The sequence below is a fragment of the Afipia sp. Root123D2 genome (assembly GCF_001425835.1).
In the GTDB taxonomy this organism is placed as follows: Bacteria; Pseudomonadota; Alphaproteobacteria; order Rhizobiales; family Xanthobacteraceae; genus Afipia.
Window position 1 is genome coordinate 1736269 of the sequence record NZ_LMDP01000001.1, and the last position, 26125, is coordinate 1762393.

The window sequence follows — 26125 nt, forward strand, 5'->3', positions numbered from 1 at the left end:
CTCACGACTTCCGCTTGGCCTTGTGCGCGAACGGGTTGTCCTTCTCGCGCAGCATGATGCGGATCGGCGTACCCGGCAGCTTGAACCATTCGCGCATGCTGTTGGTCAGATAACGCAGATAGGATGTCGGCACCGCGTCGGCTCGCGTGCAGAAGATCACGAAGGTCGGCGGCCGTGACTTGGCCTGGGTAATGTAATTCAGCTTCAGCCGCCGCCCGGAAACCGCCGGCGGCGGGTTGACCGCTATGGCCTGCTCGAACCAGCGATTGAGCTGGCTGGTGGAGACCCGGCGATTCCACATCGCATGGGCTTCTTCGATAGCCTTCATCAGGCGGTCGATGCCCTCGCCCATCATGCCGGACACCGCCACCACCGGCGCGCCCCGGACTTGCGGCAGCAGGTGATCTGCGGTCTCGCGCAGCTTCGCGATCTGGCTCGGTGCGCGGTCCATCAAATCCCATTTGTTGACCGCAATCACCAGCGCGCGGCCCTCGCGCTCGATCAGATCGGCGAGGCGCAAATCCTGCTCCTCGAACCTGTTCTGCGAGTCCATCATCAACACGACGACTTCGGCGAAGCGCACCGCGCGCAACGCGTCGGAGACCGACAGCTTCTCGAGCTTGTCCTCGATCCGCGAGCGGCGGCGCAGGCCCGCGGTATCGAACACGCGAAACTCACGGCCATGCCAGGAAATATCGACGGCAATCGAATCCCGGGTGGTGCCCGCTTCCGGACTGGTCAGCAGGCGCTCTTCGCCGAGCAAATGATTGATCAGCGTCGACTTGCCGGCATTGGGACGGCCGAGCACTGCAACACGAATGGCACGCGTGCTGAGATCGCCGTCCGCTCCTTCCACGTTCTCAAATGTCCCGGCGTCTTGAACCTCATCGTCGTCGTCCGCGACCGGCTCCGGCATCAGGTCGCGCAGCGCGTCGTAAAGATCGCTCAATCCTTCGCCATGCTCCGCCGAGATCACGACCGGATCGCCGAGGCCGAGCGCGTAGGACTCCATCGCACCGGCTTCGCCGTGCTTGCCTTCACTCTTGTTGGCGATCAGCACCACCGGCTTGTTGGCGCGACGCGCGAAATCGGCGAACGAACGGTCCGTCGGCGTCAGGCCGATCCGTGCGTCGAACACGAACATCAGCGCATCGGCGGCGGCGATCGCGGCCTCGGTCTGCTCCTGCATCCGCGCAGTAAGCGAGCCGCGCGCGCCCTGATCGAGGCCTGCGGTGTCGATGATGGTGAACTCGAGATCGCCGAGCCTGCCCAACCCCTCGCGGCGGTCGCGGGTCACGCCAGGCTGGTCATCAACCAGCGCGAGCTTCTGCCCCACCAGCCGGTTGAACAGGGTCGATTTGCCGACGTTGGGCCGGCCGATGATCGCGATGGTGAAAGACATGATCGATCCGTGTGCCCCTTACGGACAATCCGTCGAAAAAACTCGTGATGCGGGTTCAACCGAACCCGCTGCTCAATGTCAGCGCTGGAAAGTCCCGCTCGGCAACGGCGCCGGGAACGGCTTGAGTTCAGGTTGTTGCTGCTGCACCGGAGCCTGTTGCGGCGGCGGCGACTGGGTCTGCTGTTGAGGCGCGGGCTCGTCGTGTTGCGGAGCGGTGATCCGGGCACGCTTGCGTTTCGGCGCGGGCGTCGGCTTGGTCGCCACGGGTGCGCCTTCTTCCGTGTCCGGTGCGGCGGCGGGCTCAGCCTGTGAGGCAGGCGGACGGGCCGCCGTGCGGGAGCGTCTGGCTTTCGGCTCAGGCTTCGGCGCCTCGGCGACCGGTGGCGCCTCTTGCTGCTGCTGTTCCTGCGCACCGCGATACAGGTCCTTGGGCACGCCCTGCTCCACACCCGGCACGCCTTCCGGGAACACCGGCTTGCGTTCGCCCGGCAGCTTCTTCTTGGTGTCGAGGAAGTCGAGCATCGACGTGGGGTCGAGATCGCCCAAGGAACTGCTGCTGCAACCGGCGAGTGCGCCGGACAGGGCGATGAGAACAGTGGCGGCGATCAGGCGTTGCGATACGCGCATCGATATCTCTTGCTCGGCTCAGCTCTTGGCTGCAGGCGGAAGCAATGCCTGCAACGCTTCGGCGCGGCTACGCATGCTGGATGGGGTCGCGGTGTCGCCGGCAATCATGTCGAGCCATTGCCGTGCCGACGTAGCGTCGTTGGCGCGCCAGGCCGACAATGCAAGCATCTCGCGGGCTGAATGACGGAAAGTCCGGCCCGTCGCCGTCAGCGGCTCAAGGCGCTCGCGCAGTTCATCATAAGACGCGGTATCGAGCAGCAATCCCGCCGCGCGCAACCGGGCAAGGTCCTGATTGGTCGCATCGACGCTGCCATCGGCGGCAATACCGTCGTAAAGTTTCACCGCGGCCTGCGGATCGCCCTTCGCGGTCTCGGCGGCAGCGCGGAAACGCGCCAGCAACCGATAACCGCCAGTGCCCTCGGCGCCGATTTTGGCGAATGCCGCCTCGGCTTCCGCCGTCTTGTTGGCTTCGGACAATGCGACAGCGGCCTCGAAGGCGGTGCCTGCCTTCGCGGACTGCTCGGCCTGCCAATATTGATACCCGCGCCAGCCCCCTACCGCGAGAACGACCACGACCGCCGCGCCGATAATCAGGCCCGAATAACGTTCCCAGATCCGCCTGAGCTGCTCACGCCGCAGCTCTTCGTTAACTTCGTCAAATATTTCAGACACTTAAGAGATCCCACCCGAATGCTGGAAAAGGCCGTCCGGCGCTGAGTCGCGCGCAAATCCCCGATGACACGGCGGCGATACTTTAACGGTATGGCGGCGACAAGGCAAAGCCAGTCGGATCAAAGCGTTAACAATGAATCGGGCCGAACCGGCCGACAGCGCCGCTCCCCCACTTTCGCCTCGCCCGCAGCCACTCCCATGGCATCGAAAGAGTGAGCCTGAGTCTGGAACCGGACTGACAGACTTTCCTCGCGCAACCTATCCTTGGCATCGGGACAAGGCTTGGGGCAAATGACAAAAAATCACGATATGGGAGTACCGTCGCTGGCGATTTGCCCGGAGTGCAAGCGCGTGATGGAAATTAAACGGGTCACCCCCAAATTTCGCGGTGCGACCGAAACGATCGACTACGTCTGCGCTCAATGCGGCACCACCCGGCGGCAGAATTCGGCCAGATCCGCGAACGAGGAAAGTCCGCCGTCGTAAGCGCCGCGCGTCAAATCGCGCTCTGCTCGCGCAACGTTTCAAAGCACTCGCACGACAATCCCTCAAGCGCCGCCAGATCGATGATCCTGATAACGCCGCGCGAGTAACTGATGATCCCCGAGCTCTGCAGGCGTGACGCAACATCGGTGATCGAGGTGCGGCGAACACCGAGCATTTCAGACAGGAATTCCTGCGTCAGCGTGATCGTATCGCAGCCGGTGGTTTCGCGGGTCTGGAGCAGCCAGCGGCAGAATCGCTCTTCGACCTTGTGAAGCGCATTGCAGGCCGCAGTGACCCGAGCCTGAACCAACAAGAATTCGTTGAAAGTGACGCACAGGAACTGAAGCTCCTTGCTCTTCTGCACCACCTTAGCGAACTGAGCCGACGGAATCCGGATCGCGGTGATCGGCACCTGGACGATGGCGCGGAATTTCGTGACGTACGCGCCGAATCCGGCCATCGCGCCGAACACGCCGTCGCGGCCGACTGTTGCGGTTTCGACGGCCTTGCCGTCCTTCATCACCACGACAATGGAGATCATGCCGCTGAGCGGAAAATAGACATACTCGACAGGATCGCCGGCCTCGGCCAACACAACGCCCTGCGCGAAGGCACAGGAAACAAAATAAGGGCTAAGTGCCTCATAGGCCTCGCGCGAAAGCGCCGCCAACAGTTTGTTGCCGCGATAATCCATACTGACCGTTTGTGTTTTGGATCCTGCCCGTTCGGACCAGGGCCGATCCCTTGAAAGGGATGAGAAATGCGCCCATGGCACGGCCAAGGAACACTTCACCTACGCGAGCGGCAAACCGATTGTCCGCCCGGATTCCGACATAGCCGCAAACAGATGCTGAATTTCGCTACGAAGAAATTCGCACGAAATGTTTGGACGCTCAGCGCGAACGTCCCACAGCGGAATGTCAGATGGTCAACGTCGGCACTGGTCGGTGGTTTCGCAGCCGACCCAAATTATGTTCGGAAACCGACATAGGTACGGGGGGAACTTTTTGCGCTCGCGCGTCAGTTGCGCATACGCCGGGCGCATGCAACGCCGCAGCGCGCACTGTTTACGCCACGCGCAGTGACGTGATCACTGTCAAAAGACGTCGATACTGTCCGGCGTTACAATCGAAACAGACGATCAGACTTTGGGCTTTTTCAGCCCGTAGACATGCTCAGGCCCCGGGAAGGCGCGCGAGCGCACTTCGCTGGCGTAGTCCTGAATCGCAGCTTCAATGCCCGGGCCGAGGTTGCCGTAGCGCTTGACGAATTTCGGCACCCATGGCGACAGGCCGAGCATGTCTTCCAGCACCAGCACCTGACCGTCGCATGCCGCACTGGCGCCGATGCCGATGGTCGGGATCGAAATGATTTCGGTGATACGCTTGGCGAGGGGCTCGGCGACCGCCTCGACCACGACGGAAAACGCGCCAGCATCCGCAATCGCTTTGGCGTCTTCCTGGATCGGACCGCTGACATTCTCGCCGGCGGCAATTTTCGTCGCCTCTTCGCGGCCCTGCGACCTGAAGCTGCCGAGCGTGTTGATCGACTGTGGCGTGAGGCCGATATGCGCCATCACCGGAATGCCGCGCCGGGTCAGAAACTCGATGGTCTCGGCCATCAACGCGCCGCCTTCCATCTTCACCGCGCCACACTGGGTTTCCTTCATGATGCGCACGGCCGAATGAAACGCCTGCTCCTTCGACGCCTCGTAGGAGCCGAACGGCATGTCGACCACCACCAGCGCCTGCTTCGAGCCGCGCATCACCGCGCGGCCCTGCAGGATCATCATCTCGAGCGTTACCGGCACCGTGGTCTCGAAGCCGTGCATCACGTTGCCGAGCGAGTCGCCGACCAGAATGGCATCGCAGTAGCGATCCATCAGCGCCGCGGTGTGTGCATGATACGACGTCAGCATCACGATCGGCTCGCCGCCCTTGCGCGCGAGAATGTCAGGCGCGGTCTTGCGCTTGATGGCAGCTTGTACGGACATTGTCAGACTCCAACGACAGGAACGCCGATCACCAGCGGATGGAATGCGAAAGCGAGCGCGACATAGACCACGACGCCGACCGCGACTGCGATCACGTCGTTGCTGGGGCCGCCGACGGGAATCGGCGGCGCACCGGCATCCGCGCGATGCTTGAGGGAAATGCGGTCATAGACCGCCCATGCGAGGAACGAGCCGAACAGCACGATCGAGCCGAGATCGCCGTTGGCGAGCAGATGCGCCGCCGCCCACAGTTTGATGCCGGCCAGCATCGGATGCTTCAGCGTGGTGTAGATGCGCCCGCGAATATACGACGCGACGACAAGAATGACGGCGGGCAGCATCAGCAGCAGCGTGACGTGCCGGAATGCGACAGGCGGAGACCATACGTCGATCCAGCCGGTGGCGCGATAAACGCTGTAGCCCCAGACGATCAGCGCAAGACCAGCGAACGAGGCCAGCGCATAGAGCCCCATGTAGCCGCCCCGGCCGAACTTGCCGATCAGCGCAGCGCGCGCGTCGCGCTGCGTCGTCAGTGTGTGGACGCCGAGAAAAAGCACCAGCCCGAGGATCAGGAGTCCCAAACCCATCATGCCACCCGTCTGTCATCGGCAACGCCGAACGTGGCCTTGCTGCGCGACATTTCCACCCTGCGCGGAGGATGCTAGTCTCCGCCAGTGCCGTGCCCGGGTATCATCTTTATGGTCCTGTGTGCAATGCCGCAAAATCATCCCCGCCCTGCGGCTCTCGCGCCGAAATCCTCCAGATCCGGACCGTCCATGAAAGCCATAGCTCTCAGCGCCGCCCTGCTTCTCGGGTTCATCTTGCCGTCTTTCGCGCAAACGCCAGCGCCGGCCTGGCCCACCACGAAAACCGTGCGGATCGTAGTGCCATTCGGCCCCGGTTCGACGCCGGACATGGTGGGACGGATTCTCGCCGACGACCTGCAGAGCCGCCACCCCGGCACGGCGTTCGTGATCGAGAACAAGTCTGGCGCCGGCGGCAATATCGGCACCGACGCCGTCGCCAAGGCGGCGCCGGATGGCGCGACCATCGGCATCAGCCTCGGCGGGCCGCTGGCCATCAACACGCTGCTGTTTTCGAAGCTGCCTTACGATCCGGCGAAGGACATCGCGACAGTCACCCTGCTCACGTCATTGCCGAGCGTGCTGGTGGTGCCATCGAGCCTCAACGTTAATTCGGCGGCGGAATTCGTCGCCACAGTGAAGCGCGATCCCGACAAGATCGCCTTCGGTTCGATCGGCGCAGGTTCGCTGTCTCACCTCACCATGGAAGCGATCGCGCAGCGCGCCGGCGCGAAGCTCACCCACATCCCCTACGCCAGCTCGCCGCAGGTGGTGATGGCGGTGATCCGCGGCGACGTGCAGGCGGCGTGCCTTCCGGCCATCGCGGTCACGCCGCAGCTCGCGGGCGGCCAGGTCAAAATTCTGGCGGTTTCCACCGCGCAACGCTCGCGCTTCCTGCCCGACGTCCCGACATTGAAAGAGAGCGGCATCGACGTCGAGTCCGATGCCTGGAACGCACTGATTGCGCCGGGCGGCACGCCGCCGGCGGTGATCGCGGAGATCAACAAGGAGGTTCGCGCCACGCTTACCAAGCCTGAGGTGCGCACCAAACTCGAAACCCAGTTGATCGAACCTACGCCCTCCTCGCCTGAAGAACTGCGCGCACGCGTCAACGCTGAGATCAAGCTCTGGGCCGACGTCATTAAGGCGGGGAATCTCAGGATCAATTGAATCCTGAGCACTCAGCGGCCAACCCACGGAGTCTGCTCCAACTTCGATGTCATCACCGGGCTTGTCCCGGTGATCCCGATGAGGTGAGCGCGCTGTGTCCCTAAGCGAGATGCCCGACACAAGGCCGGGCATGACGAGCGAACAAACATTTTCCGTGCCATTGGCTGCCCTGTCACACGCAGGCTTGACCCGCGCATCCATCTCGCGAAACTACTGTCATGATGGATGACCGGACAAGTCCGGTGATAACAAAACAGAACAATCCTCACAAGGACACGCCATGACCGCACCCGCCACCGTCGCCTTCGAGCGCAGCCATGACATCGTGATCGCAGCGCCGGCGAAAGCTGTATTCGACTACGTCACCAATCCGCAGTCATGGCCGGAGTGGATCACGGCGTCGCACAAGATCGACAGCGAGGACCGCCCTCTCGCCAAGGGCGAAACTTTTCACGAGAAATGGCACATCCGCTCCGGCGAAGTGCCGATGAACTGGGTGGTGAAGGAGTGCGACAGCCCGCGGCTGTGGATCGTGCAGGCTGACACGCCGTTCATCGGTCCGATCGTCATTCAATACACCTGAAGATGTCGACGGCGGCACCAGATTCACGCGCACCGCGCGCAACCCCGCAAGGCCGAAGCCGCCGACACCGGAAATGATCCAGCGCATCGACGAGGAAGCCGCGACGGCGCTCGCCAACATCAAGGCGAATGTGGAGAAACGGCTGCGCTAAGCTGTCTTCTCCTGTTGCCAAACGTTGATGCGGTTGGTGTACAGTCCTGCCGCAAGACAGCTATCGGTCATGCCGATAGTTCAATGAGCTTCCATCTTACTTGCGAGTTCGGGAAAGCTTGCAAGCAATGTTTCCTTCAAGGATAGGAGTTTGGCAGTCCCGACCGTCAGCGTTTCGATGCGCTGTTCTCCGTTCCTGATTTCCGCATCCAGGATATCGAGATGGCGCGTGTCCACCGCGTCCCTGCTCAGATATTCATCGTCACCGTTGCCGATCGCCATCGCTGCCCGCGACAGGACGCTGTCCAGCCTTGCTCGCAAGCCCGCCTTCTCTGCTTCCGCGTCCGATAGCGACTGGTCAATGGCTTCGTATATCGACATCAGTCTTGAGAAATCGGTTGCCGCGTCGCGTTCAATCGATCTCGTTGCGAAGTTCTTGTTTTTTCGAAGGCTCGCGAAGAGAGTTGCCATGCCTGTCCTCATTTGGAGTCGCCATGGAACATTTCACCTGAGCATCGTGGCAACACGTCGGCGACGACAAGGTTATTTCCAGTGTCATGATCCGAACGTGCGAGTTATCCCTCGCACAGAACGTGTCCGCTCGGCAAAAACCGGATATTTTCTTCACACCTTGTTAACGTTTGTGCCACGCTGTCACGAAATGGCGAATGCATCCGCGATGGCATCGACCTTGGCCACGATCGTGCCGCCGCTGGCCCGGATGAAGTATTCGACCTGAAGATTGACGACGCAGCCTTCGTTCTCGGCGGCTGAACGGAAATCGCCGCGATAGCCGACGATGCGCTTGCCTTTCGCGAAGGCGTAACCGATCTCGGACGCGGTGCCGCTATCGACATCGACGCCGTCGAGAACGGCAAGCATGGCCTCACAGCGGTCGATGGCCGCGATATTTCCCTGCCCGATATCCATGTTCAAAGCGCGCCAGGCCGCGACACGCTCTGGACCGGCGGCCATACCAGAGAGCGCGTTGACCTTATCCGGATCGACCAGATCGAACGGATTGACGATGTCGAGCCCACGCGGCGCAAGCTGCGGCGCCAGGACCTCGCGGATAAAGCGCGCGCCGGCCTCCGAGAAACCCAGCGGATTGGCGAGGTATATGGTTCGTGATGTCACGGAATGGTCCTTCCAGATACTGCGTCATCACCTGACTGGCACGGCGTTCGGCGCGCGGAACAAGAAGTCCGGCGAACAGGAGTAGACTTCACCTTTCTTGATCCAGGAATATATTCTAATTCGTCTCGTCCACGAGGGGCGGGCGTCGGACTTGGAGCAATGCGTTAACGTCTGCAAGGCGTGCCGAAACGGCAACACCAACACGTGCACGACGCAAACTGAAAGGCGCAAGCTGACACATCCGACAGGCACGCCGACTCTTGCGTGACGGAAAATTCAGCTATCCGCCTCGATCAGCGTCAGCATTGCCTTGAACGTCACTCCTGGCAAATGCAGGGCGACACCTTCGAAGTCGACGGTATCGCCCTGGCTCTTGCCCTTGAGCACGAGGGTGATATCGTCGCTGTCGAACAGTGGCTTGTAGCCCTGATCCGCGGTGTGACGTCGGGTTGAGATCTTTACCGACACCGTATCGGCGCTGACAGTATAGCTGCCGATAAATGCAAAGGCTGAATTGCCGCCTCGCATCTTGCCGCGCGCGACATGCATCACGCCGCCACCCGCGCCGTGAACGTTGTGAAACGCCACACGGTAAAGCCCCTCACGCATTGTTCATTCCAGATCGAGATCGATGAACAACCGTAGTAAGAGATTTCTGAAGCGGAAATGAACGGACACAGTAACGATGCACCGGCTGTTGTCACGGTGCTACGTAGCAGTCTCAAACCTTCTTTTTCACATCCTTGATGCTGGAGAAGGTGATTCCGGGCGACCGTTCGCCGGTATAATCGAGATAGAACTGGTTCCGCGCGAGGAACACGAGATCGCCGTCGACATCCTCGGCAATGCCCGAGCCGTTGGCGTTGACGAAAGTGTCGAACGCCTTGCGGTCGGCCGCGGTAAACCAGCGTGCGAGCTGAAATTCGCTGACCTCGAAATCGACCGGCAACGAGTATTCGGCATCGAGCCGCGCCTTCAGCACGTCGAGCTGGAGCTGGCCGACAACACCGACCATCGCCGGCGAGCCGTCACGCGGGCGGAACACCTGAACGACGCCCTCCTCCGACATCTGCTGCAGGGCTTCCTTGAGCTTCTTTGCCTTCATCGCATCCCCGAGCCGGACACGGCGCAGGATTTCCGGCGCGAAACTCGGCACGCCAACGAAGGTGATATCCTCACCTTCAGTCAGGGTGTCGCCGATCCGCAGCGTGCCGTGATTGGGAATGCCGACCACATCGCCGGCGAACGCTTCGTCCGCAATGGCGCGATCCTGCGCGAAGAAGAACTGCGGCGACGACAGGCTCATATTCTTGCCGGTGCGCACCAGCTTGGCCTTCATGCCGCGCGTCAGCTTGCCCGAGCACAGCCGGGCGAAGGCGATGCGGTCGCGATGGTTAGGATCCATGTTGGCCTGGATCTTGAACACGAACGCGCTCATCTTCGGGTCGTCGGCCTCGACCTTGCGCTTGTCGGCCTCCTGCGCGCGCGGCGGCGGCGCATAGCGGCCGAGCCCTTCGAGCAGGTCGCCGACGCCGAAGTTGCGCAAGGCGCTGCCGAAAAACACCGGGGTCAGGTGGCCCTCGCGGAACGACTCGATGTCAAACGGCTTGCAAGCCTCCGACACCAGCGCCAGTTCCTCCTCGATCGCGGCCGCGTCGAGATTGGGGTTCCGCGCGGCGAGATCGGCAATCGCAATCTGCTCGGCCTGCCCGGTCTTGGCGCCACCACCCTCGAGCAGGCGGATGCCGCCGGTGGCGATATCGTAGGTGCCTAGAAAATCGCGCCCCCGCCCCACAGGCCAGGTCATCGGGGTGGTGTCGAGCGCCAGCGTCTTCTCGATCTCATCCATCAGATCGAACGGGTCGCGGCTTTCGCGGTCCATTTTGTTGATGAACGTGATGATTGGAATATCGCGCAACCGGCAGACCTCGAACAGCTTGCGGGTCCGCGCCTCGATGCCTTTCGCGGCATCGATCACCATGACGGCGGAATCGACGGCGGTCAGCGTACGGTAGGTGTCCTCGGAGAAGTCCTCGTGACCCGGCGTATCAAGCAGGTTGAAGACGTGATCCTGGAACTCGAAGGTCATCACCGAGGTTACGACCGAGATACCGCGCTCGCGCTCGATCTTCATCCAGTCCGAACGGGTGTTGCGCCGCTCGCCCTTGGCCTTGACCTGCCCGGCCAAATTGATGGCGCCGCCGAACAGCAGCAGCTTTTCGGTCAGCGTGGTCTTACCGGCGTCGGGGTGAGAAATGATGGCGAAGGTCCGCCGCCGCGCCACTTCATGGGCCAGCGGCGAGCGCGCGACGGAATCGGCGGAAACAGCGGTGTCGGACATGATTGCGAGCGTGTGGCAGGGAAACGCGGCGGGATCAAGGGAGTTTGATTGTCCATGCACTTGCATCCTTTTCCGAGTTGATCCATATAAACCGGGAGAGGACGGCCTCGTATCACTCCCAAATCCGCAGGGACGGCCCTGCCATACATGGAATCCATCATGGCTTGGACAATGCTGTTTGTTGCGGGTTTGCTTGAGGTTGGCTGGGCGATCGGCCTGAAATACACCGATGGTTTTACGCGGCTGGTGCCCTCAGTGCTGACCATCGTCAGCATGATCGCCAGCGTGTTCCTGCTCGGGTTATCGCTGAAATCGCTGCAGGTCGGCACCGCCTACGCAGTATGGACCGGGATCGGCACGGTGGGCACCGCCCTGCTCGGCATCGCGCTGCTCGGCGAGCCCGCCACCGCCATCCGCCTCGGCTGCATCGGGTTGATCGTCGCCGGAATCGCCGGGCTGAAAGTGATGGCCTAAGCAGGCAACAGCATCGTCCCGGCCAGGCCGGGACGATCGCCTTCCGGATGACGCCGGATCAGAGTTAGAGCGAGCGCTTGAAGTAGTGCGCGATCTCGCCGACGATCCCCCGGCGGAAGGTCAGCACGCAGATCACGAAGATCGCGCCCTGGATCACCGTCACCCACTGGCCGAAGCCAGCAAGATATTGCTGCATGGCCACGATGATGAACGCGCCGACCACGGGGCCAAACGACGTGCCGAGTCCGCCGACCAGCGTCATCAGCACCACCTCGCCTGATATCGTCCAATGGACGTCGGTCAGCGATGCGTTTTGGGCAACGAACACCTTCACTGCCCCGGCGAGGCCGGCCAGCGTGCCCGACAGAATGTAGGCGAGCAGCTTGTACTGGTCGGTCTTGTACCCGAGCGAAATCGCGCGCGGTTCATTCTCGCGGATCGACTTCAACACCTCGCCGAACGGCGAGTTGATGGTGCGATAGATCAGCAGGAACGCCAGCAGGAAGATTACCAGCACGACAAAATACAGCGTCGTCGTATTCGACAGATCGAGGAAGCCGAACATCTTGCCCTGCGGCACACCCTGAATGCCGTCTTCGCCATGAGTGAACGGCGTCTGGATATAGACAAAATACAGAAGCTGCGACAACGCCAGCGTGATCATCGCAAAGTAGATGCCCTGACGCCGGATCGCGATCAGCCCCGTGATGACGCTGAGGCCCGCCGCCGCGACGACGCCGGCAAGGATCCCTAGTTCCGGCGATACGCCCCACACCTTCAGCGCATGAGCCGAAACATAGCCCGCAGTGCCGAGGAACATGGCATGACCGAACGACAGCAGGCCGCTGTAGCCAATCAGAAGATTGAAGGCGCAGGCGAACAGCGCGAAGCACAGCGCCTGCATGATAAAATAAGGATAGACGCCAGTGAACGGCAGCACGGCGAGGACAACCGCCATCACGACGAAACCGATGATCTCGTCGGTGGTCGAGCGGGAGCCTACGGGAATGGTGTTCTCAGTGATTGTCGCCATGTCAGGTTGCCCGTCCCGTCAATCCAGTCGGTTTCACCAGCAACACAAGCACCATCAGCACGAAGACGACGGTGTTGGATGCCTCGGGATAAAAGTACTTCGTCAGACCCTCGATCACACCGAGAGCAAAACCGGTGATAATCGATCCCATGATCGATCCCATGCCGCCGATAACGACCACCGCGAACACAACGATGATCAGGTCGGCGCCCATCAAGGGGCGAACCTGATTGATCGGCGCCGACAGAACGCCGGCCAGCGCCGCAAGGCCGACACCAAGTCCGTAGGTCAACGTGATCATCCGCGGCACGTTGATGCCGAAAGCACGCACCAGCGTTGGGTTTTCGGTCGCGGCACGCAGATAAGCGCCAAGTCGCGTACGTTCAATAAGGTACCAGGTCAGCAGGCAGATCACGAGCGAGAAGATTACAACCCAGCCGCGATAGATCGGCAGATACATGAAGCCGAGATTGACGCCACCCTGCAGGATTTCGGGAATGGCATATGGCAACCCCGACGAGCCGAAATAGTTCTGGAAAACGCCCTGGATCACCAGGGCAAGACCGAAGGTCAGCAACAGGCCGTACAGATGGTCGAGGCCGGTCAGCCACTGCAGCATCGTGCGCTCGAGCAGGATGCCGAAGGCGCCGACGATGATCGGGGCGAAGATCAGCGCCCACCAATAGCTGAGGCCGGAATACTCCAGCATGAAATACGCAACGAACGCGCCCATCATGTAGAGCGCACCGTGGGCGAAATTGATGATGTTCAACATTCCAAAGATCACGGCGAGCCCAAGGCTCAGCAGCGCGTAGAACGAGCCGTTGATCAGCCCGACCAGGAGTTGTGCGTAAAGGGCCTGCATCGTGGAATGTCTCTTGTTCGCGAATCCGGATCGTATCGGAAGGATGCCCGGCGGCGGATCGCCGCCGGGCTCTGATGTCTTACTTCTTCAGCAGCGGGCACGTGCTCTTGTCGAGCGGCGTGAACGCCTGGTCAGCCGGAATGGTGGCGACCAGCTTGTAGTAATCCCAAGGACCCTTCGATTCCGCCGGGCTCTTCACTTCGAAGAGATAGGCATCGTGGATGTTGCGGCCGTTCGGCTGGATCTTGCCCTTGCCGAACAGAGCGTCCTCGACGGGCATCGCTTCCATTGCAGCAACAACCTTGGCACCGTCGTGCGGATTGCCGCCCATCTTGTCGAGGGTCTTGAAGTAGTGGATCAGCGACGAATAGACGCCGGCCTGCACCATCGTCGGCATGGACTTGTTCTTGACGCGCTCCTGGAAGCGCTTCGAGAAAGCTCGCGTGCCGTCGTTCAGATCCCAGTAGAACGTCTCGGTCATGTTGAGGCCGTGAGCCACCTTCAGACCGAGCGAATGCACGTCCGAAATGAACATCAGCAACCCGGCAAGCTTCTGGCCGCCCTTGACGATGCCGAACTCGGACGCCTGCTTGATGGCGTTGATGGTGTCGCCGCCGGCGTTGGCAAGCCCGATCACCTTGGCCTTTGAGGCCTGGGCCTGAAGCAAGAACGACGAGAAGTCGGCGGTGTTCAGCGGATGACGGACACTGCCGAGAACCTTGCCCCCGAGTGCGGTGACGGCTTCAGTGGTATCGCGCTCGAGCGCCGCGCCGAAAGCGTAGTCCGCAGTCAGGAAGAACCAGGTGTTACCGCCGCTCTTCGTCAAGGCCGAACCGGTGCCATGCGCCAGCATGTACGTGTCATAGGTCCAGTGAATGGTGTTCGGAGAACATGCCTTGTTCGAGAGGTCCGACGTACCGGCGCCGGAGTTCAGGAAGACCGCATTCTTTTCTTTGACGATATTGCTGACAGCGAGCGCAACTGAGGACGTCGGAACGTCGGCGACGACATCAACCTTGTCCACGTCGATCCACTGGCGGACAACGTTGACGCCGATGTCCGGCTTGTTCTGGTGGTCGCCAGCGACGACCTCGATCTTCCAACCCTTCTTGGTCAGGCCGGAATCTTCGACAGCCATCTGCGCAGCCACGACCGAACCTGGTCCGGCGATGTCGGCATAGAGACCCGACTGATCGTTAAGCACGCCGATCTTGACGTTCTTGTCCATCGCGAAGGCACCTGCACTCATCCCGAGCGCGAGCGCTGTACCTAGCATCAGGGCTGTTATCTTCGTTTTCATTTAGTGTCTCCTCCTGGATTTATATTCCCGGCTTCAAACGCCGAGATAGTTGTGAAGTTTTTCCATGTTGGCCTGGATTTCAGAACTGGCGAAAGTGTCGATGATCTTGCCGTGTTCGACGATGTAGAACCGATCGGCGACGGTGGAGGCAAAGCGGAAATTCTGCTCGACCAAAAGGATCGTGAAGCCCTCTGCCTTCAACCGCTTAATCATGAGGCCGATCTGCTGGATGATGACCGGTGCCAACCCTTCGGTCGGCTCATCGAGCATCAGGAAGCGAGCGCCGGTGCGCAGGATGCGCGCAATCGCAAGCATCTGCTGCTCGCCGCCGGACAGCTTCGTGCCCTGGCTACCGAGACGCTCCTTGAGATTCGGGAACAGGTCGAAAATCTGATCGAGCGTCATGCCGCCAGCCCGGATGGTCGGCGGCAGCAGCAGGTTCTCCTTCACATCGAGGGTGGCGAAAATGCCTCGCTCTTCGGGGCAGAAAGCCACACCGAGACGGGCGATCTTGTCCGACGACAGGCGGATGGTTTCCTTGCCCTCGAAATTGATCGAGCCCGCGCGCTTGCCGATGACGCCCATCACCGACTTCAAGGTCGACGTCTTTCCGGCGCCGTTGCGCCCGAGCAGCGTGACCACTTCGCCCGGCCGCACGTCGAAGTTAATGCCGTGGAGAATGTGGGACTCGCCGTACCACGCCTCAAGATTCTGAACGGTGAGAACCGGGCTGCTCGCAGCGTTATTCATGGCCCGCTCCCATGTAAGCTTCCTTGACGCGCGGATCCTTCGAGACGGTTGCGTAGTCACCTTCAGCAAGAACCTGGCCGCGCGTCAGCACAGTGATGATGTCGGAGAGATTCGCGACGACGCTCAGATTATGCTCGACCATCAGGATCGTGTATTTCGCCGAAATGCGTTTGATGAGAGCCGCGATCTTATCGATGTCCTCGTGCCCCATGCCTGCCATCGGTTCGTCCAGCAGCATCATTTCGGGGTCCAGCGCCAGCGTGGTCGCGATCTCCAGCGCCCGCTTGCGGCCGTAAGCCATTTCGCCTGCCGGCGTATTGGCAAACTCACTCAGGCCGACGTCGTTCAGCAACTCGAGCGCCCGGTCGTTGAAACGATCCAGCACCGATTTCGAACGCCAGAAATCGAACGAGTTGCCGTGCTGGCGCTGCAGCGCAACCCGGACGTTCTCGAGCGAGGTCAGATGCGGAAACACGGCTGAGATCTGGAACGAGCGCACCAGACCGAGCCGCGCGACATCCGCCGGCTTCATGTTGGTGATGTCCTGGCCATTATAGTGAATCTGGCCTTGGGACGGACTCAGGAATTTCGTTAGCAGGTTGAAGCATGTCGTCTTGCCGGCGCCGTTGGGGCCAATCAAGGCATGGATGCTTCCGCGGCGGACCCGCAGATTGACGTCACTCACGGCAACAAAGCCTGCGAATTCCTTGGTCAACCCACTGGTTTCAAGGATAAACTCATTAGCCAACTCAACGTCCCCCCGATCGGCCTTCACGCATCCCCCAGAACCGCGCGTGGCCGAGTTTTGGTCGCTCGTTATGGAAGGCGGCCGCCGGGATTCCCCGTCGCCCGCGTCGGCTGGAATATGCAGCGAACTGTGAGCTTTGTGCAAGCTGCAATGCAGGCCAGTTCCAAATGCATACGCCTACGGGATGATTGGTCTATTAGCCGAAAGACGAATGACACCCGGCCCGCTCCCGGCACTGCTCCGGACCCAGGGAAAGCTCCTGTTAAGGCTAAATCCACTTCGAAATCGACTTTTTATCAAAAATTTCGGCTTGGGTTGGATCATCGCAATATTGAACGGGCCAGCCATTTTGACCGCAGGAATTCTAGCGATGGAAACGGTTCAGGAACGCGCGCTCGAAATACCAGCTCGTTTCGCGAGCGAGAGCCCCGGGATAATAAGGTCGATCAAACAACGCGACCTGCTCAACACCTGGCTGCGGCTCTATGACCGACTGCAGTGCCCGCCTAAATTCGAGGATTACCAGCCCGAGCGATTGTCCGACGAATTGGCCGATACCGTCTACTACACCATCGACGGCACATACGAAGTGCCCCGCATCATGATCGACAGCGACGGCACACGGATGTCCAATGCTTACGGAGCGATCGGCAAGGGCCGCGAGCTCGATGAATATCTCGGCAAGAAGCTCGCTCCGATCATCATTCCGATCTACCACGAATGCATTCAACGCCGACTGCCGGTTTACACGGTGTCGCGGGTTCAGGACATGTACGGCCTCGGCGTGGACTACGAGCGCTTGTTGATGCCGTTTACGGACGGTGATCGCGTGACCCGCATCGTCGCTTCCCTCAAGACCATTAGCGAGCACGGCAGCTTCGAGATCCGAAACCTGATGCGTGCAAACGACGTGTTGCCGGTTTACGAATTGCGCGCCGTGATCGACCGCAACCTGTTTCATCGTCCGCCCCGGCGCATCGACGCCAACGACATCATCGAATTCGACTGATGCGGGCCTGTTGCCTCATCCCGCGAGGCCAGTGAAACGCCGATCAGGTCCGGTGCTTCGCTGAGCCGACTTCCTTTGCATAAATGTCCGGCTTGAAGCCGACCAGCAGCCGCCCGCCAAGGTCGAGCACCGGCCGCTTGATCATTGAGGGTTGCGCGAGCATCAGCGCGATGGCCTTCTTTTCGGTCAGGTTCTCTTTGTCAGCCTCAGGGAGCTTACGGAACGTGGTCCCGGCGCGATTGAGCAGCGTCTCCCAGCCGACCTCCCGGCCCCAGCCTTCCAGCTGTTTTCGCTCGATGCCAGCCACTTTGTAGTCGTGGAATATGTAAGTGACGCCGTGGCTATCCAGCCACGCGCGCGCCTTCTTCATCGTGTCGCAATTCTTGATGCCGTAAATGGTGATTGACGACGCCACAAGACCCTCCGGCGCGACTGTTTCTGCCGCCATAGATGCGCCGCCCTGAGCGGGTCTGCAACACAGGCAAAGAACATTCCTGTTGGAGAAATCCTCCGGCTGACCGAAATACGATCGGCCCGATGCCGAAGCCTTTCTAACTGGCCGCAGCGGTTGGCCCGATCCCGAGATGCCTTGCGACACGCCTCGCCGTCTGTTCGCGCTGTTCGGTGATCTTGCGCGCTGACTGTTGTGCTGCCTTCCAGACCGCGGGTGGCGCCGTCTCGGGCGTCCCGCTGTTGAACGGCGGCTCGGGCGCATATTGCATATAAAGCTGGATCGCTTGCGCGACCTCGTCGCCGCGCAAATTCGCAGCGACGCGCAACGCGCCGTCGATACCGGCGGTGACGCCTGCGGCAAACACCATGTTGCCGTCCATCACGACACGCTCATTCACCGGGAGCGCACCGAAAATCGGCAACAATTCAAACGCCGACCAGTGCGTCGTGGCGCGACGGCCCTTCAGCAAACCCGCAGCGCCGCAAATCAGCGCGCCGGTACACACCGAAAACACGCAGACTGCCCCCTCCGCCTGCTGACGGACCCAGGAGATAACTTCCACGTCCTCCATGAGTGCTTCCTGCCCATAGCCGCCCGGGACGTGCAGAACATCCAGCTTTGGCGCGTCCGCAAGCGAAGCATCCGGCGCCAGCCGAAGACCGCGAATATCGCGGACGCCATCGCTGGTCTTGCCGTAAAGCCGGTAGGTCGAATTCGGAATCCGGGACAGGACTTCGAACGGGCCGGTCAGGTCGATCTGATCGAGCCCCTCGAACAGCAGCGAGCCGATCTGAAGATGGATGTCGGGTGAAATCATGATGGGGTTCCGTCGGCAAGAGTTCTGGACAAGGCAATAATAGGCTGGCAGGCTTTGGCGAATATGACAAAGAACCCTCGAATCTCGCCAAGCGCGGTGCGCTCCGTCGAAATCCTGATCTTCCCGGATGTACAACTGCTCGACATCGCGGGGCCGATGCAGGTCTTCGCAACAGCCAATGTCATCAGCACGCGGGCGGGCCGATCGGCGCCGTATGAGACGCGGGTCGTCGCCGAGGCCGGCGCACTGGTGACCACGTCTGCAGGCCTGCCGCTGATGGCGACACCGCTACCTTCGGCGCGATCCAAAGTTGACACTCTGATCGTGGCGGGTGGACCCGGAGTGCGAAGCGCATCGACAAACGATGCGCTGGTGCGTTGGGTGCGAACACATGCAGCCCGCGCGCGACGGGTCGCCTCGGTGTGCACGGGAGCGTTCCTGTTGGGTGCAACAGGATTGCTCGACGGCCGCCGCGCGGTGACTCACTGGACCGAGTGCAACGAACTCGCCCGGCGTTTCCCCGAGGCCCATGTCGAGCCCGACCCGATTTTCGTGCGCGATGGAGAAGTCTGGAGTTCGGCAGGCATTACCGCGGGGATCGATCTTGCCCTCGCGCTGGTCGAGGACGATCTCGGCCGCGATCTCGCTCTCGCCGTCGCGCGCCATCTGGTCGTGTTTCTCAAGCGTCCCGGCGGACAGGCCCAGTTCAGCACCGCGTTGTCGCTTCAAATGGCCGACGACAAGTTCGGCGCACTGCACGGCTGGATCACCAACCACATCGAGCGCGACTTGTCCCTGAGCGCCCTGGCCGAGCGCGCTGGAATGAGCGAACGCACCTTTAGCCGGCGGTATGTCGAGGCGACCGGGCAAACACCCGCGCGCGCCGTCGAGCGTCTGCGGGTCGAGACCGCACGCCGTCTGCTGTCGGATACGCGCCTGCCGGTGAAGCGCGTCGCCGAGCGCTGTGGTTTCGGATCAGAGGAAACGATGCGCCGCAGCTTCATCCGGATGCTGTCAGCGACACCACAGGAGTATCGCGCGCGTTTCAGCGCGTGAATTGATGGGACCGCCGCTCGTCCCGCGCCCTGCCCGAGGCGTAACTCGCATCGCTATCCGTTCAATTGCCATCGCGCGAGATGGACATGGCGGCCGCGGTTGAGAAGACTGTGGATCAAAACGAAGCCGTCGACATGCCAGCACACCGCCTCGACAGTTCGTTCGGGGACGCTCTGCCTGTCATAGAGGAGCGTCATGTGAGGCGTGAAGCGTGGAACAGCGCACCGCGCCAGCCCGGCACTTTTCATGCTGCTGCCAAGCGCGCGATGGAATTCGGACAACGCCGCGATGCTCGTGCCGGGTCGCATGACAAACGCACGCTTGCCGTTCTTGCCATTGAAACTCAGTACGCGATCGAAAGTGATATCGAATGCGGGCTGCCTGACCGCATCGCCCGCCTTTCGTGTCACCTCGACAAGGCGCTGGGGAATCCCGGCGTAGTCGCCGAGTCCATGGAGCGAAACGTGCAAACATCCCGGCGATATCGGCGGTCCTGTCAGGCGAGATCGCTGCGCCACCTCCTGGCGAGCCGAGAAATCCGCAAGGCGTCCAGTTTCGAGGGGACCAGTGCGAGAAATAAACGGTCCTGCCGGGAAGCCGCCTGAAAACCAAAGAGATCGAGCTGTTCGGACATGATACGCACTCCGAGCGCATCAAGAACAAATAATGAACATTTCTCAAAGTAAAGCCCGCGCAACCGGGTTGCGGTCACGCGGGCGTTCCAGATTGAGCGGGAAAACCGCTCCGGCGGTGAACCGCCGGAGCTAACTGAAAGCGTTACTTCTCGACCTGCGACACGTCGCGCACGGCGCCGCGCGCGGCGTTCGTCGTCAGCGCCGCGTAAGCGCGCAGTGCGGGTGTGACGTTGCGCTTGCGGGGCGCCGGTTTCCAAGCGTTCTTCCCCTTGGCTTCCATCGCCGCCCGGCGTTCGGCGAGGACCTTGTCATCAAGGTCGAGACGCATGACGCGATTGGGAATATCGATCACCATCGGATCGCCGGTTTGAACAAGCCCGATCAACCCGCCTTCGGCGGCTTCTGGCGAAACGTGACCGATCGAAAGTCCTGAGCTGCCACCGGAGAACCGGCCATCGGTCACCAGCGCACACGCCTTGCCGAGGTCCTTCGATTTCAGATAGCTCGTCGGATAAAGCATTTCCTGCATGCCCGGCCCACCCTTCGGGCCTTCATAGATGATGACCACCACATCACCTGCCTGAACCTTGTTGCCAAGGATGGCTGACACGGCGTCTTCCTGACTTTCGAAAACCCGCGCCTTGCCGCGGAAGGTCAGGATCGACTCGTCCACGCCGGCGGTTTTCACGATGCAGCCTTCAGGGGCGAGATTGCCGAACAGCACCGCCAGCCCGCCGTCCTTGGAGAACGGATACTCCATCGAGCGGATCACACCTTTCTGACGATCGGTGTCGAGTTCATCCCAGCGCTCCGACTGGCTGAATGCGACCTGTGTCGGCACTCCGCCGGGCGCCGCACGGAAGAACGTGCGCACGGCTTCGCTGTTGGTGCGGCTGATATCCCAGCGCGCCAGTGCGTCGCCGAGGGTCGGCGCATGAACCGTCGGCAGGCTCGAATCGATCAATCCACCGCGCTCGAGTTCACCGAGAATGGCCATGACGCCGCCGGCACGATGGACGTCCTCGACATGGACGTCGTTCTTGGCCGGTGCGACCTTGCAAAGACACGGCACCTTGCGCGACAGCCGGTCGATGTCGGCCATAGTGAAATCGACCTCGCCTTCCTGCGCCGCAGCCAGCAGATGCAGCACGGTGTTGGTCGAACCGCCCATGGCGATGTCGAGGCTCATCGCATTCTCGAACGCCTTGACGGTCGCGATGCCGCGCGGCAACGCGGTGGCATCGTCCTGTTCGTAATAGCGGCGTGCGAGATCGACGATCAGGTGGCCCGCTTCGCGGAACAGCTTTTCGCGATCGGCATGGGTCGCCAGAACCGAACCGTTGCCCGGCAGCGACAGGCCGAGCGCTTCGGTGAGGCAGTTCATCGAGTTGGCGGTGAACATGCCCGAACAGGAGCCGCAGGTCGGACACGCCGAACGCTCAACGGCGGCGACTTCCGTGTCACTGTAACTATCATCGGCGGCAACAATCATCGCATCGATCAGATCGACCGACCGCTTGGTGCCCTTCACCACGACTTTACCGGCTTCCATCGGCCCGCCCGAGACAAACACGGTTGGGATGTTCAGCCGCATCGCCGCCATCAGCATGCCGGGCGTGATCTTGTCGCAATTGGAGATGCACACCAGCGCGTCGGCGCAATGGGCGTTGACCATGTACTCGACGGCATCAGCGATCAGTTCGCGGCTCGGCAACGAATAAAGCATACCGTCGTGCCCCATCGCGATGCCATCATCGACCGCAATGGTGTTGAATTCCTTGGCGACGCCTCCCGCCGTCTCGATCTCACGCGCAACAAGCTGGCCCAGATCCTTCAGATGAACGTGGCCGGGCACGAACTGCGTGAAGCTGTTGGCGATGGCGATGATCGGCTTGCCGAAATCCTCGTCCTTCATCCCGGTCGCGCGCCAAAGGCCGCGGGCGCCAGCCATGTTGCGGCCGTGGGTGGTGGTTCTGGAGCGATATGTCGGCATGTCTGGTTCCTCGGAAATTGGAATACTTCCAATAAGGAACTTCCAGACCTTTGTGAAATATATTATTTAACGGCAATTAAGTTCCTGAGAGTATCAGATGGACATTCGCCAACTCAGGCATTTCGCGACAGTGGCGGACACGCTTCATTTCGGGCGCGCAGCGCAACGCCTCGGCATGACCCAGCCTCCGTTGAGCCAGTCCATCATGACGCTCGAGCGCGATCTTGGGGCCGCGCTGTTCGTACGGACTAAACGAAGCGTCGCCCTGACACCGTTCGGCGAGCAATGGCTGACGCACGTCCGCGCAGCGCTTGAACATGTCAACGCGTTGCCCGACATAGCCCGGCAACTGCGCGACGGCACCACGGGCCGTCTTGCGATCTCCTTCGTCAGCACCGCCGATTACAGCATCCTGCCGACGCTGGTGCGCCGTTTTGCATCGCTCTTTCCCAACGTCGAGATTTCGCTGACCGAAGCGACCAGCGACGTCCAGATCGCCCACCTGACCGAAGGCAAGGGTCACGTCGGTCTGGTCATCCCGCCGCCGAACGGCGCGTTTCCCCAACCGTTGCGCTATTTGCGTCTGGTGACCGAACCGCTGGTGGCGGCGGTCCCTGACAGTTGGATCGCGGACGGAAGACTAACCATCTCGGGCGATCGGCTATCGCCCGACGCCGTGACCAATGCACCGCTGATCCTGTTTCCCCGCCAGAGCGCACCGGCCTTCCATGACATCGTCACCGGATATTACGCTGCGCATGGCGGACAGGCACGCATCGTTCAGGAAGCGATCCAGATGCAGACGATCATCAGCCTCGTATCGGCGGGAATGGGGATCGCACTCGTTCCCGCCTCGCTGCGCAACCTTGCACGCACCGGCGTCAGTTACATCGATCTCAACGGCACTGCGCCTACGCTGGAAACGGGCATCACGTGGCGAGTCGACGACACGACGCCTACGATCGAGCGGTTCTTGACCATCGCACGCGAGATGGTGAGCGATGCTCAGTAAACGTCACGCTGGCGGCATCCTGTCGAACTTCGGCACATCTGGATCAAGGTGATCCCATGCGTGACCACGCAGGTGATACGTCACCGCCTGCGGCTTATACCGGCCTGGATCGTCAAGGTTGGCGGCGTGAACGGTGAACAACTCGGGCATTGCGCTGAACGTCATGTACACTGGTGACCCGCAGTTGGGACAGAACGCGCGCGTTTTCTTGTTGCCGCTGTCACCGACAATGTCCCAATGCGTCGCCGTGCCTTTAAGCTGCACGCCCTTCTTGCCCGGAAACGTCAGGTAGGATCCATGTCCGGTACCACTCTTGTGCTGGCAATCGCGGCACTGACAATCATTCATGAAGATCGGTTCGCAGGCGATTTCATATCAGATCGCGCCGCACGCACATCCGCCGATGTAAGGCTGCGGACATCCCGCGCGTTCGTTCGTCCGATCGTTTCCGGCTTCGCCGGCCGGAGAGCAGCTTCAGCCAGGGCGTCAGATGGAAGACGCACATCAGCGAGTACATCGGAACCATTCCACCCAGTGGCGATGCATCATGCGCGGCTGCGCAAAGAATATCGGGCGCCCTGCCACCAGCGGCACCTGTCAGCAACGCCATCATCGCGAAGGTTGGCGCGGCCGCGAGAGACAGCCATTTGGTTGCACTGTTCCTCATCGAACTAGCCGTCGCGTTTCCGAAACGCCGCCTCGCCGGCGTCCGAGACTTCGACCCACTTCGGGTCGGGCGCGGCGTCGGGCACATAGCTCTCGTTCCAGTTCCACCACTTGTACGGTCGGCTCTGCGGGTAGCCCTCCGGTGAGTCCTCCCATTCCTCCTGACGCCCGAGCGCTGTCATGTCGAGGTAGCTCCAGACCGTCCCCATCGCCTCATCGCCGCGGCTGTTGATAAGGTAGGTGCGGAACACGCGGTCGCCGTCGCGGATGAACGCGTTGTGGCCGTGCCACTCATGCACTCCGAAATCGGCATCGAAGCTGTCGGTGATGGTGAACCATGGGATTTTTTCCCAGCCCATCCGCGCCTTCAGGCGCGCGATATCGGCCTGCGGTGCGCGCGAGGCATACACGAGGGTCGTGTCGCGCGCGTTCAGGTGAGCGAGGTTGGAGACCTGATCGGCCCCCAGGGAACAGCCGATACAGGCGTGTTCCGGCCAGCCGTGTACGCCAGGCTCGAAGAAGGCGCGATAGACGATCAACTGACGGCGGCCATCGAACAGATCGAGCAAACTCACTTTGCCCTTCGGCCCGTCGAACGTATATGTCTTTTCCACGGCAACCCACGGCATCCGCCGTCGCTCGGCAGCCAATGCGTCACGGGCGCGGGTCAGGGCTTTCTCCTTGACGAGAAGCTGCTCGTGCGCGGCTTCCCACTCTTGCGGCGACACAATCGATGGTGTGTTCATGGTGCGCAGCCCTTCCTTTCCGCCCTTGTCTGGTGATGTAATCTTGCTCTTCGCAACCTCCGAATGAGAGTGACCTTCGTGCCTTAAGGGCTGGAATGCGCCACCGCTCACAGCCGATCGATTTTGGTCTTGAGATGATTTTGCCCGCAAACGTCCGAACAGGGGGAGTGACAAGTGTGACGGGATTCCGATGGACTCGCTGATCACGGCTGCGGCGCGGGCTCTGGCTGCGGGCGACCTCCTTGGCGTCTTGAAGCGGGTTGGCTTGCGTGATGACGCACCGGCCCTCGCCCTTCGCGGCATCGCAATGGCGCAACTCGGCGATTTCGTACGCGCGAAAACTCTGCTGCAAAGCGCAGCCCGTGCCTTCGGTTCCAGAGCCGCGGCTCGCGCGCGGTGTGTGATTGCCGAAGCCGAGATTGCGCTGGTATCGCGCGACCTTGGCTGGTCACCGAAGGCGCTCGACGCCGCGCGGGCGACGCTCGAAAAACACGGCGACTGGGTGAGTGTCGCACATGCGCGGCATCTCGAGGTCCGGCGTCTTCTCCTGATCGGCCGTCTCGACGAGGCCGAGCATGCACTCGCCGGGCTCGATCCGGCGCCGTTCCCGCCTGCATCAAGAGCCGCTTACGAACTGGTGGTGGCTGGGATCGCAATGCGACGCGTTCGGGCCAAGGTGGCAAGGGCAGCACTCGCCCGGGCCGAACGCGCGGCGCAGCAGGCAGGCATCGCTGCGCTCATAGCTGAAGTGGAAAGTGCGTCCCAAGTTCTCAACACGCCGGCGGCGCGTCTCATTGCGCGCGGCGAGGAACGCCCTCTCCTGCTCGAAGATGTCGAAGCGTTGCTGGCGTCGAAGGCGCTTGTCGTCGACGCGTGCCGTTATGTCGTGCGCAACGCAAACACACCAGTCTCGCTTGCGAGGCGGCCGGTGTTGTTCAGGCTCGCCCGCGCGCTCGCCGAGGCGTGGCCAAAAGATGTCTCGCGAAGCGACCTGCTCGCGCGAGCGGTCAGGGCGAAGCACGTCGATGAATCGCATCGCGCGCGGCTGCGCGTCGAAATTGGGCGGCTTCGCAAAGCGCTGCGAACAGTCGCCGATGTGACAGCCACGAAAGATGGCTTTGCGCTGGTGCCCCATAACTCACGCGATGCCGTCGTGCTGGCAATGCCTGTCGAAGAGGAGCATGCATCGGTGCTCGCTTTCCTCGCTGACGGCGAGTCGTGGTCGAGTTCGGCGCTCGCGCTTGCACTCAGCGCCAGCCAGCGCACCGTGCAGCGCGCGCTCGATGAGCTTGCGGAAGCCGGCAAAGTGCAGTCGATTGGACGTGCGCGCGCTCGCCGCTGGATGACTCCGCCCGTGGCAGGATTCACGACGACATTGTTACTCCCTGCTGCACTGCCGGGTGACTAGATTGGAGACATCGA

29 protein-coding genes are annotated in these 26125 nt (G+C 61.4%); 7 read left to right on the top strand and 22 right to left on the bottom strand.

The window, feature by feature from the left end; all coding sequences use genetic code 11:
• Nucleotide 1 precedes the first annotated feature (1 nt).
• The 6 genes from der to ASC80_RS08380 form a co-directional block, all read right to left on the bottom strand.
• Nucleotides 2–1402, bottom strand: coding sequence for a ribosome biogenesis GTPase Der (gene der / locus ASC80_RS08355; protein WP_056294972.1), 1401 nt, complete (start codon nt 1400–1402; stop codon nt 2–4).
• Between the two features lie 78 nt (nt 1403–1480).
• Complete coding sequence (locus ASC80_RS08360) at nt 1481–2029, bottom strand: hypothetical protein (RefSeq protein WP_056294975.1); 549 nt, start codon at nt 2027–2029, stop codon at nt 1481–1483.
• Nucleotides 2030–2047: 18 nt separating this feature from the next.
• Nucleotides 2048–2701, bottom strand: coding sequence for a tetratricopeptide repeat protein (locus ASC80_RS08365; RefSeq protein ID WP_056294977.1), 654 nt, complete (start codon nt 2699–2701; stop codon nt 2048–2050).
• Between the two features lie 496 nt (nt 2702–3197).
• Nucleotides 3198–3881: a Crp/Fnr family transcriptional regulator gene (locus tag ASC80_RS08370; protein WP_056294980.1), complete on the bottom strand. Its 684-nt coding sequence runs from the start codon at nt 3879–3881 to the stop codon at nt 3198–3200.
• Nucleotides 3882–4328: 447 nt separating this feature from the next.
• Nucleotides 4329–5180, bottom strand: a complete 852-nt coding sequence (gene panB / locus ASC80_RS08375) for a 3-methyl-2-oxobutanoate hydroxymethyltransferase (RefSeq protein ID WP_056294983.1) — start codon at nt 5178–5180, stop codon at nt 4329–4331.
• A gap of 2 nt (nt 5181–5182) precedes the next feature.
• Nucleotides 5183–5767 carry an NnrU family protein gene (locus tag ASC80_RS08380; protein WP_056295822.1) on the bottom strand — a complete coding sequence of 195 codons (585 nt, stop codon included), beginning with the start codon at nt 5765–5767 and terminating at the stop codon, nt 5183–5185.
• Between the two features lie 189 nt (nt 5768–5956).
• Between ASC80_RS08380 and ASC80_RS08385 the strand changes: the two genes are divergently transcribed.
• Entirely contained in the window at nt 5957–6934 is a 978-nt protein-coding gene (locus ASC80_RS08385; RefSeq protein ID WP_056294986.1) for a Bug family tripartite tricarboxylate transporter substrate binding protein, read from the top strand.
• Between the two features lie 280 nt (nt 6935–7214).
• Nucleotides 7215–7517, top strand: coding sequence for an SRPBCC family protein (locus tag ASC80_RS08390; protein WP_244487207.1), 303 nt, complete (start codon nt 7215–7217; stop codon nt 7515–7517).
• 231 nt (nt 7518–7748) lie between these two features.
• On the opposite strand, the gene ASC80_RS08395 is transcribed toward ASC80_RS08390, so the two are convergent.
• The 4 genes from ASC80_RS08395 to ASC80_RS08410 form a co-directional block, all read right to left on the bottom strand.
• Nucleotides 7749–8138 carry a hypothetical protein gene (locus ASC80_RS08395; RefSeq protein ID WP_156464304.1) on the bottom strand — a complete coding sequence of 130 codons (390 nt, stop codon included), beginning with the start codon at nt 8136–8138 and terminating at the stop codon, nt 7749–7751.
• A gap of 183 nt (nt 8139–8321) precedes the next feature.
• Entirely contained in the window at nt 8322–8804 is a 483-nt protein-coding gene (locus tag ASC80_RS08400; protein WP_056294992.1) for a nucleoside 2-deoxyribosyltransferase, read from the bottom strand.
• A 276-nt stretch (nt 8805–9080) separates the two neighbouring features.
• Nucleotides 9081–9413: a GrlR family regulatory protein gene (locus ASC80_RS08405; protein ID WP_056294993.1), complete on the bottom strand. Its 333-nt coding sequence runs from the start codon at nt 9411–9413 to the stop codon at nt 9081–9083.
• A 112-nt stretch (nt 9414–9525) separates the two neighbouring features.
• Nucleotides 9526–11145, bottom strand: coding sequence for a peptide chain release factor 3 (locus ASC80_RS08410; RefSeq protein WP_056294996.1), 1620 nt, complete (start codon nt 11143–11145; stop codon nt 9526–9528).
• 159 nt (nt 11146–11304) lie between these two features.
• On the opposite strand from ASC80_RS08410, the gene sugE reads away from it, so the two are divergent.
• Complete coding sequence (gene sugE / locus ASC80_RS08415; RefSeq protein WP_056295823.1) at nt 11305–11619, top strand: quaternary ammonium compound efflux SMR transporter SugE; 315 nt, start codon at nt 11305–11307, stop codon at nt 11617–11619.
• A gap of 64 nt (nt 11620–11683) precedes the next feature.
• Here sugE and ASC80_RS08420 read toward each other — a convergent pair whose 3' ends face one another.
• From ASC80_RS08420 to ASC80_RS08440, 5 genes are all read right to left on the bottom strand, one after another.
• Entirely contained in the window at nt 11684–12652 is a 969-nt protein-coding gene (locus ASC80_RS08420; RefSeq protein ID WP_056294999.1) for a branched-chain amino acid ABC transporter permease, read from the bottom strand.
• 1 nt (nt 12653) lies between these two features.
• On the bottom strand, nt 12654–13517 hold the full coding sequence (locus tag ASC80_RS08425; RefSeq protein WP_056295001.1) for a branched-chain amino acid ABC transporter permease: 864 nt from the start codon (nt 13515–13517) through the stop codon (nt 12654–12656).
• Nucleotides 13518–13596: 79 nt separating this feature from the next.
• Entirely contained in the window at nt 13597–14817 is a 1221-nt protein-coding gene (locus ASC80_RS08430) for an ABC transporter substrate-binding protein (protein WP_056295004.1), read from the bottom strand.
• Between the two features lie 33 nt (nt 14818–14850).
• Complete coding sequence (locus ASC80_RS08435; protein WP_056295006.1) at nt 14851–15567, bottom strand: ABC transporter ATP-binding protein; 717 nt, start codon at nt 15565–15567, stop codon at nt 14851–14853.
• Entirely contained in the window at nt 15560–16315 is a 756-nt protein-coding gene (locus ASC80_RS08440; RefSeq protein ID WP_056295009.1) for an ABC transporter ATP-binding protein, read from the bottom strand. Before ASC80_RS08440 ends, ASC80_RS08435 begins: the two co-directional genes overlap by 8 nt.
• A 211-nt stretch (nt 16316–16526) precedes the next feature.
• Here ASC80_RS08440 and ASC80_RS08445 point away from each other — a divergent pair, with 211 nt between their 5' ends.
• Entirely contained in the window at nt 16527–17324 is a 798-nt protein-coding gene (locus ASC80_RS08445) for a PAS domain-containing protein (RefSeq protein ID WP_349509652.1), read from the top strand.
• A 43-nt stretch (nt 17325–17367) separates the two neighbouring features.
• Here the strand turns inward: ASC80_RS08445 and ASC80_RS08450 are convergent, their stop codons facing one another.
• Nucleotides 17368–17772 (bottom strand): ArsC family reductase, encoded by a 405-nt coding sequence (locus ASC80_RS08450; RefSeq protein WP_056295013.1) that lies wholly within the window; start codon nt 17770–17772, stop codon nt 17368–17370.
• A 103-nt stretch (nt 17773–17875) separates the two neighbouring features.
• A complete protein-coding gene (locus tag ASC80_RS08455) occupies nt 17876–18595 on the bottom strand; it encodes a DJ-1/PfpI family protein (RefSeq protein ID WP_056295016.1) in 720 nt (239 codons plus the stop codon).
• 63 nt (nt 18596–18658) lie between these two features.
• Between ASC80_RS08455 and ASC80_RS08460 the strand changes: the two genes are divergently transcribed.
• Complete coding sequence (locus tag ASC80_RS08460; RefSeq protein ID WP_056295826.1) at nt 18659–19651, top strand: GlxA family transcriptional regulator; 993 nt, start codon at nt 18659–18661, stop codon at nt 19649–19651.
• Nucleotides 19652–19704: 53 nt separating this feature from the next.
• Here the strand turns inward: ASC80_RS08460 and ASC80_RS24745 are convergent, their stop codons facing one another.
• From ASC80_RS24745 to ilvD, 3 genes are all read right to left on the bottom strand, one after another.
• Complete coding sequence (locus ASC80_RS24745; protein ID WP_502690941.1) at nt 19705–20169, bottom strand: 2'-5' RNA ligase family protein; 465 nt, start codon at nt 20167–20169, stop codon at nt 19705–19707.
• Nucleotides 20148–20363, bottom strand: coding sequence for a hypothetical protein (locus ASC80_RS24750; protein ID WP_082512448.1), 216 nt, complete (start codon nt 20361–20363; stop codon nt 20148–20150). The genes ASC80_RS24745 and ASC80_RS24750 overlap by 22 nt, the downstream gene beginning before the upstream one ends.
• Before the next feature lie 65 nt (nt 20364–20428).
• On the bottom strand, nt 20429–22279 hold the full coding sequence (gene ilvD, locus ASC80_RS08470; RefSeq protein WP_056295020.1) for a dihydroxy-acid dehydratase: 1851 nt from the start codon (nt 22277–22279) through the stop codon (nt 20429–20431).
• 97 nt (nt 22280–22376) lie between these two features.
• Here ilvD and ASC80_RS08475 point away from each other — a divergent pair, with 97 nt between their 5' ends.
• Nucleotides 22377–23291 (top strand): LysR family transcriptional regulator, encoded by a 915-nt coding sequence (locus ASC80_RS08475; protein WP_056295023.1) that lies wholly within the window; start codon nt 22377–22379, stop codon nt 23289–23291.
• A 3-nt stretch (nt 23292–23294) separates the two neighbouring features.
• Here the strand turns inward: ASC80_RS08475 and ASC80_RS08480 are convergent, their stop codons facing one another.
• Both ASC80_RS08480 and ASC80_RS08490 read right to left on the bottom strand, forming a co-directional pair.
• Entirely contained in the window at nt 23295–23660 is a 366-nt protein-coding gene (locus tag ASC80_RS08480) for a GFA family protein (RefSeq protein WP_244487228.1), read from the bottom strand.
• A 302-nt stretch (nt 23661–23962) separates the two neighbouring features.
• Nucleotides 23963–24703, bottom strand: a complete 741-nt coding sequence (locus ASC80_RS08490; protein ID WP_056295026.1) for a DUF899 domain-containing protein — start codon at nt 24701–24703, stop codon at nt 23963–23965.
• A 190-nt stretch (nt 24704–24893) separates the two neighbouring features.
• Here ASC80_RS08490 and ASC80_RS08495 point away from each other — a divergent pair, with 190 nt between their 5' ends.
• Nucleotides 24894–26111, top strand: coding sequence for a winged helix-turn-helix domain-containing protein (locus tag ASC80_RS08495; RefSeq protein ID WP_056295029.1), 1218 nt, complete (start codon nt 24894–24896; stop codon nt 26109–26111).
• The last annotated feature ends 14 nt before the right edge of the window (nt 26112–26125 follow it).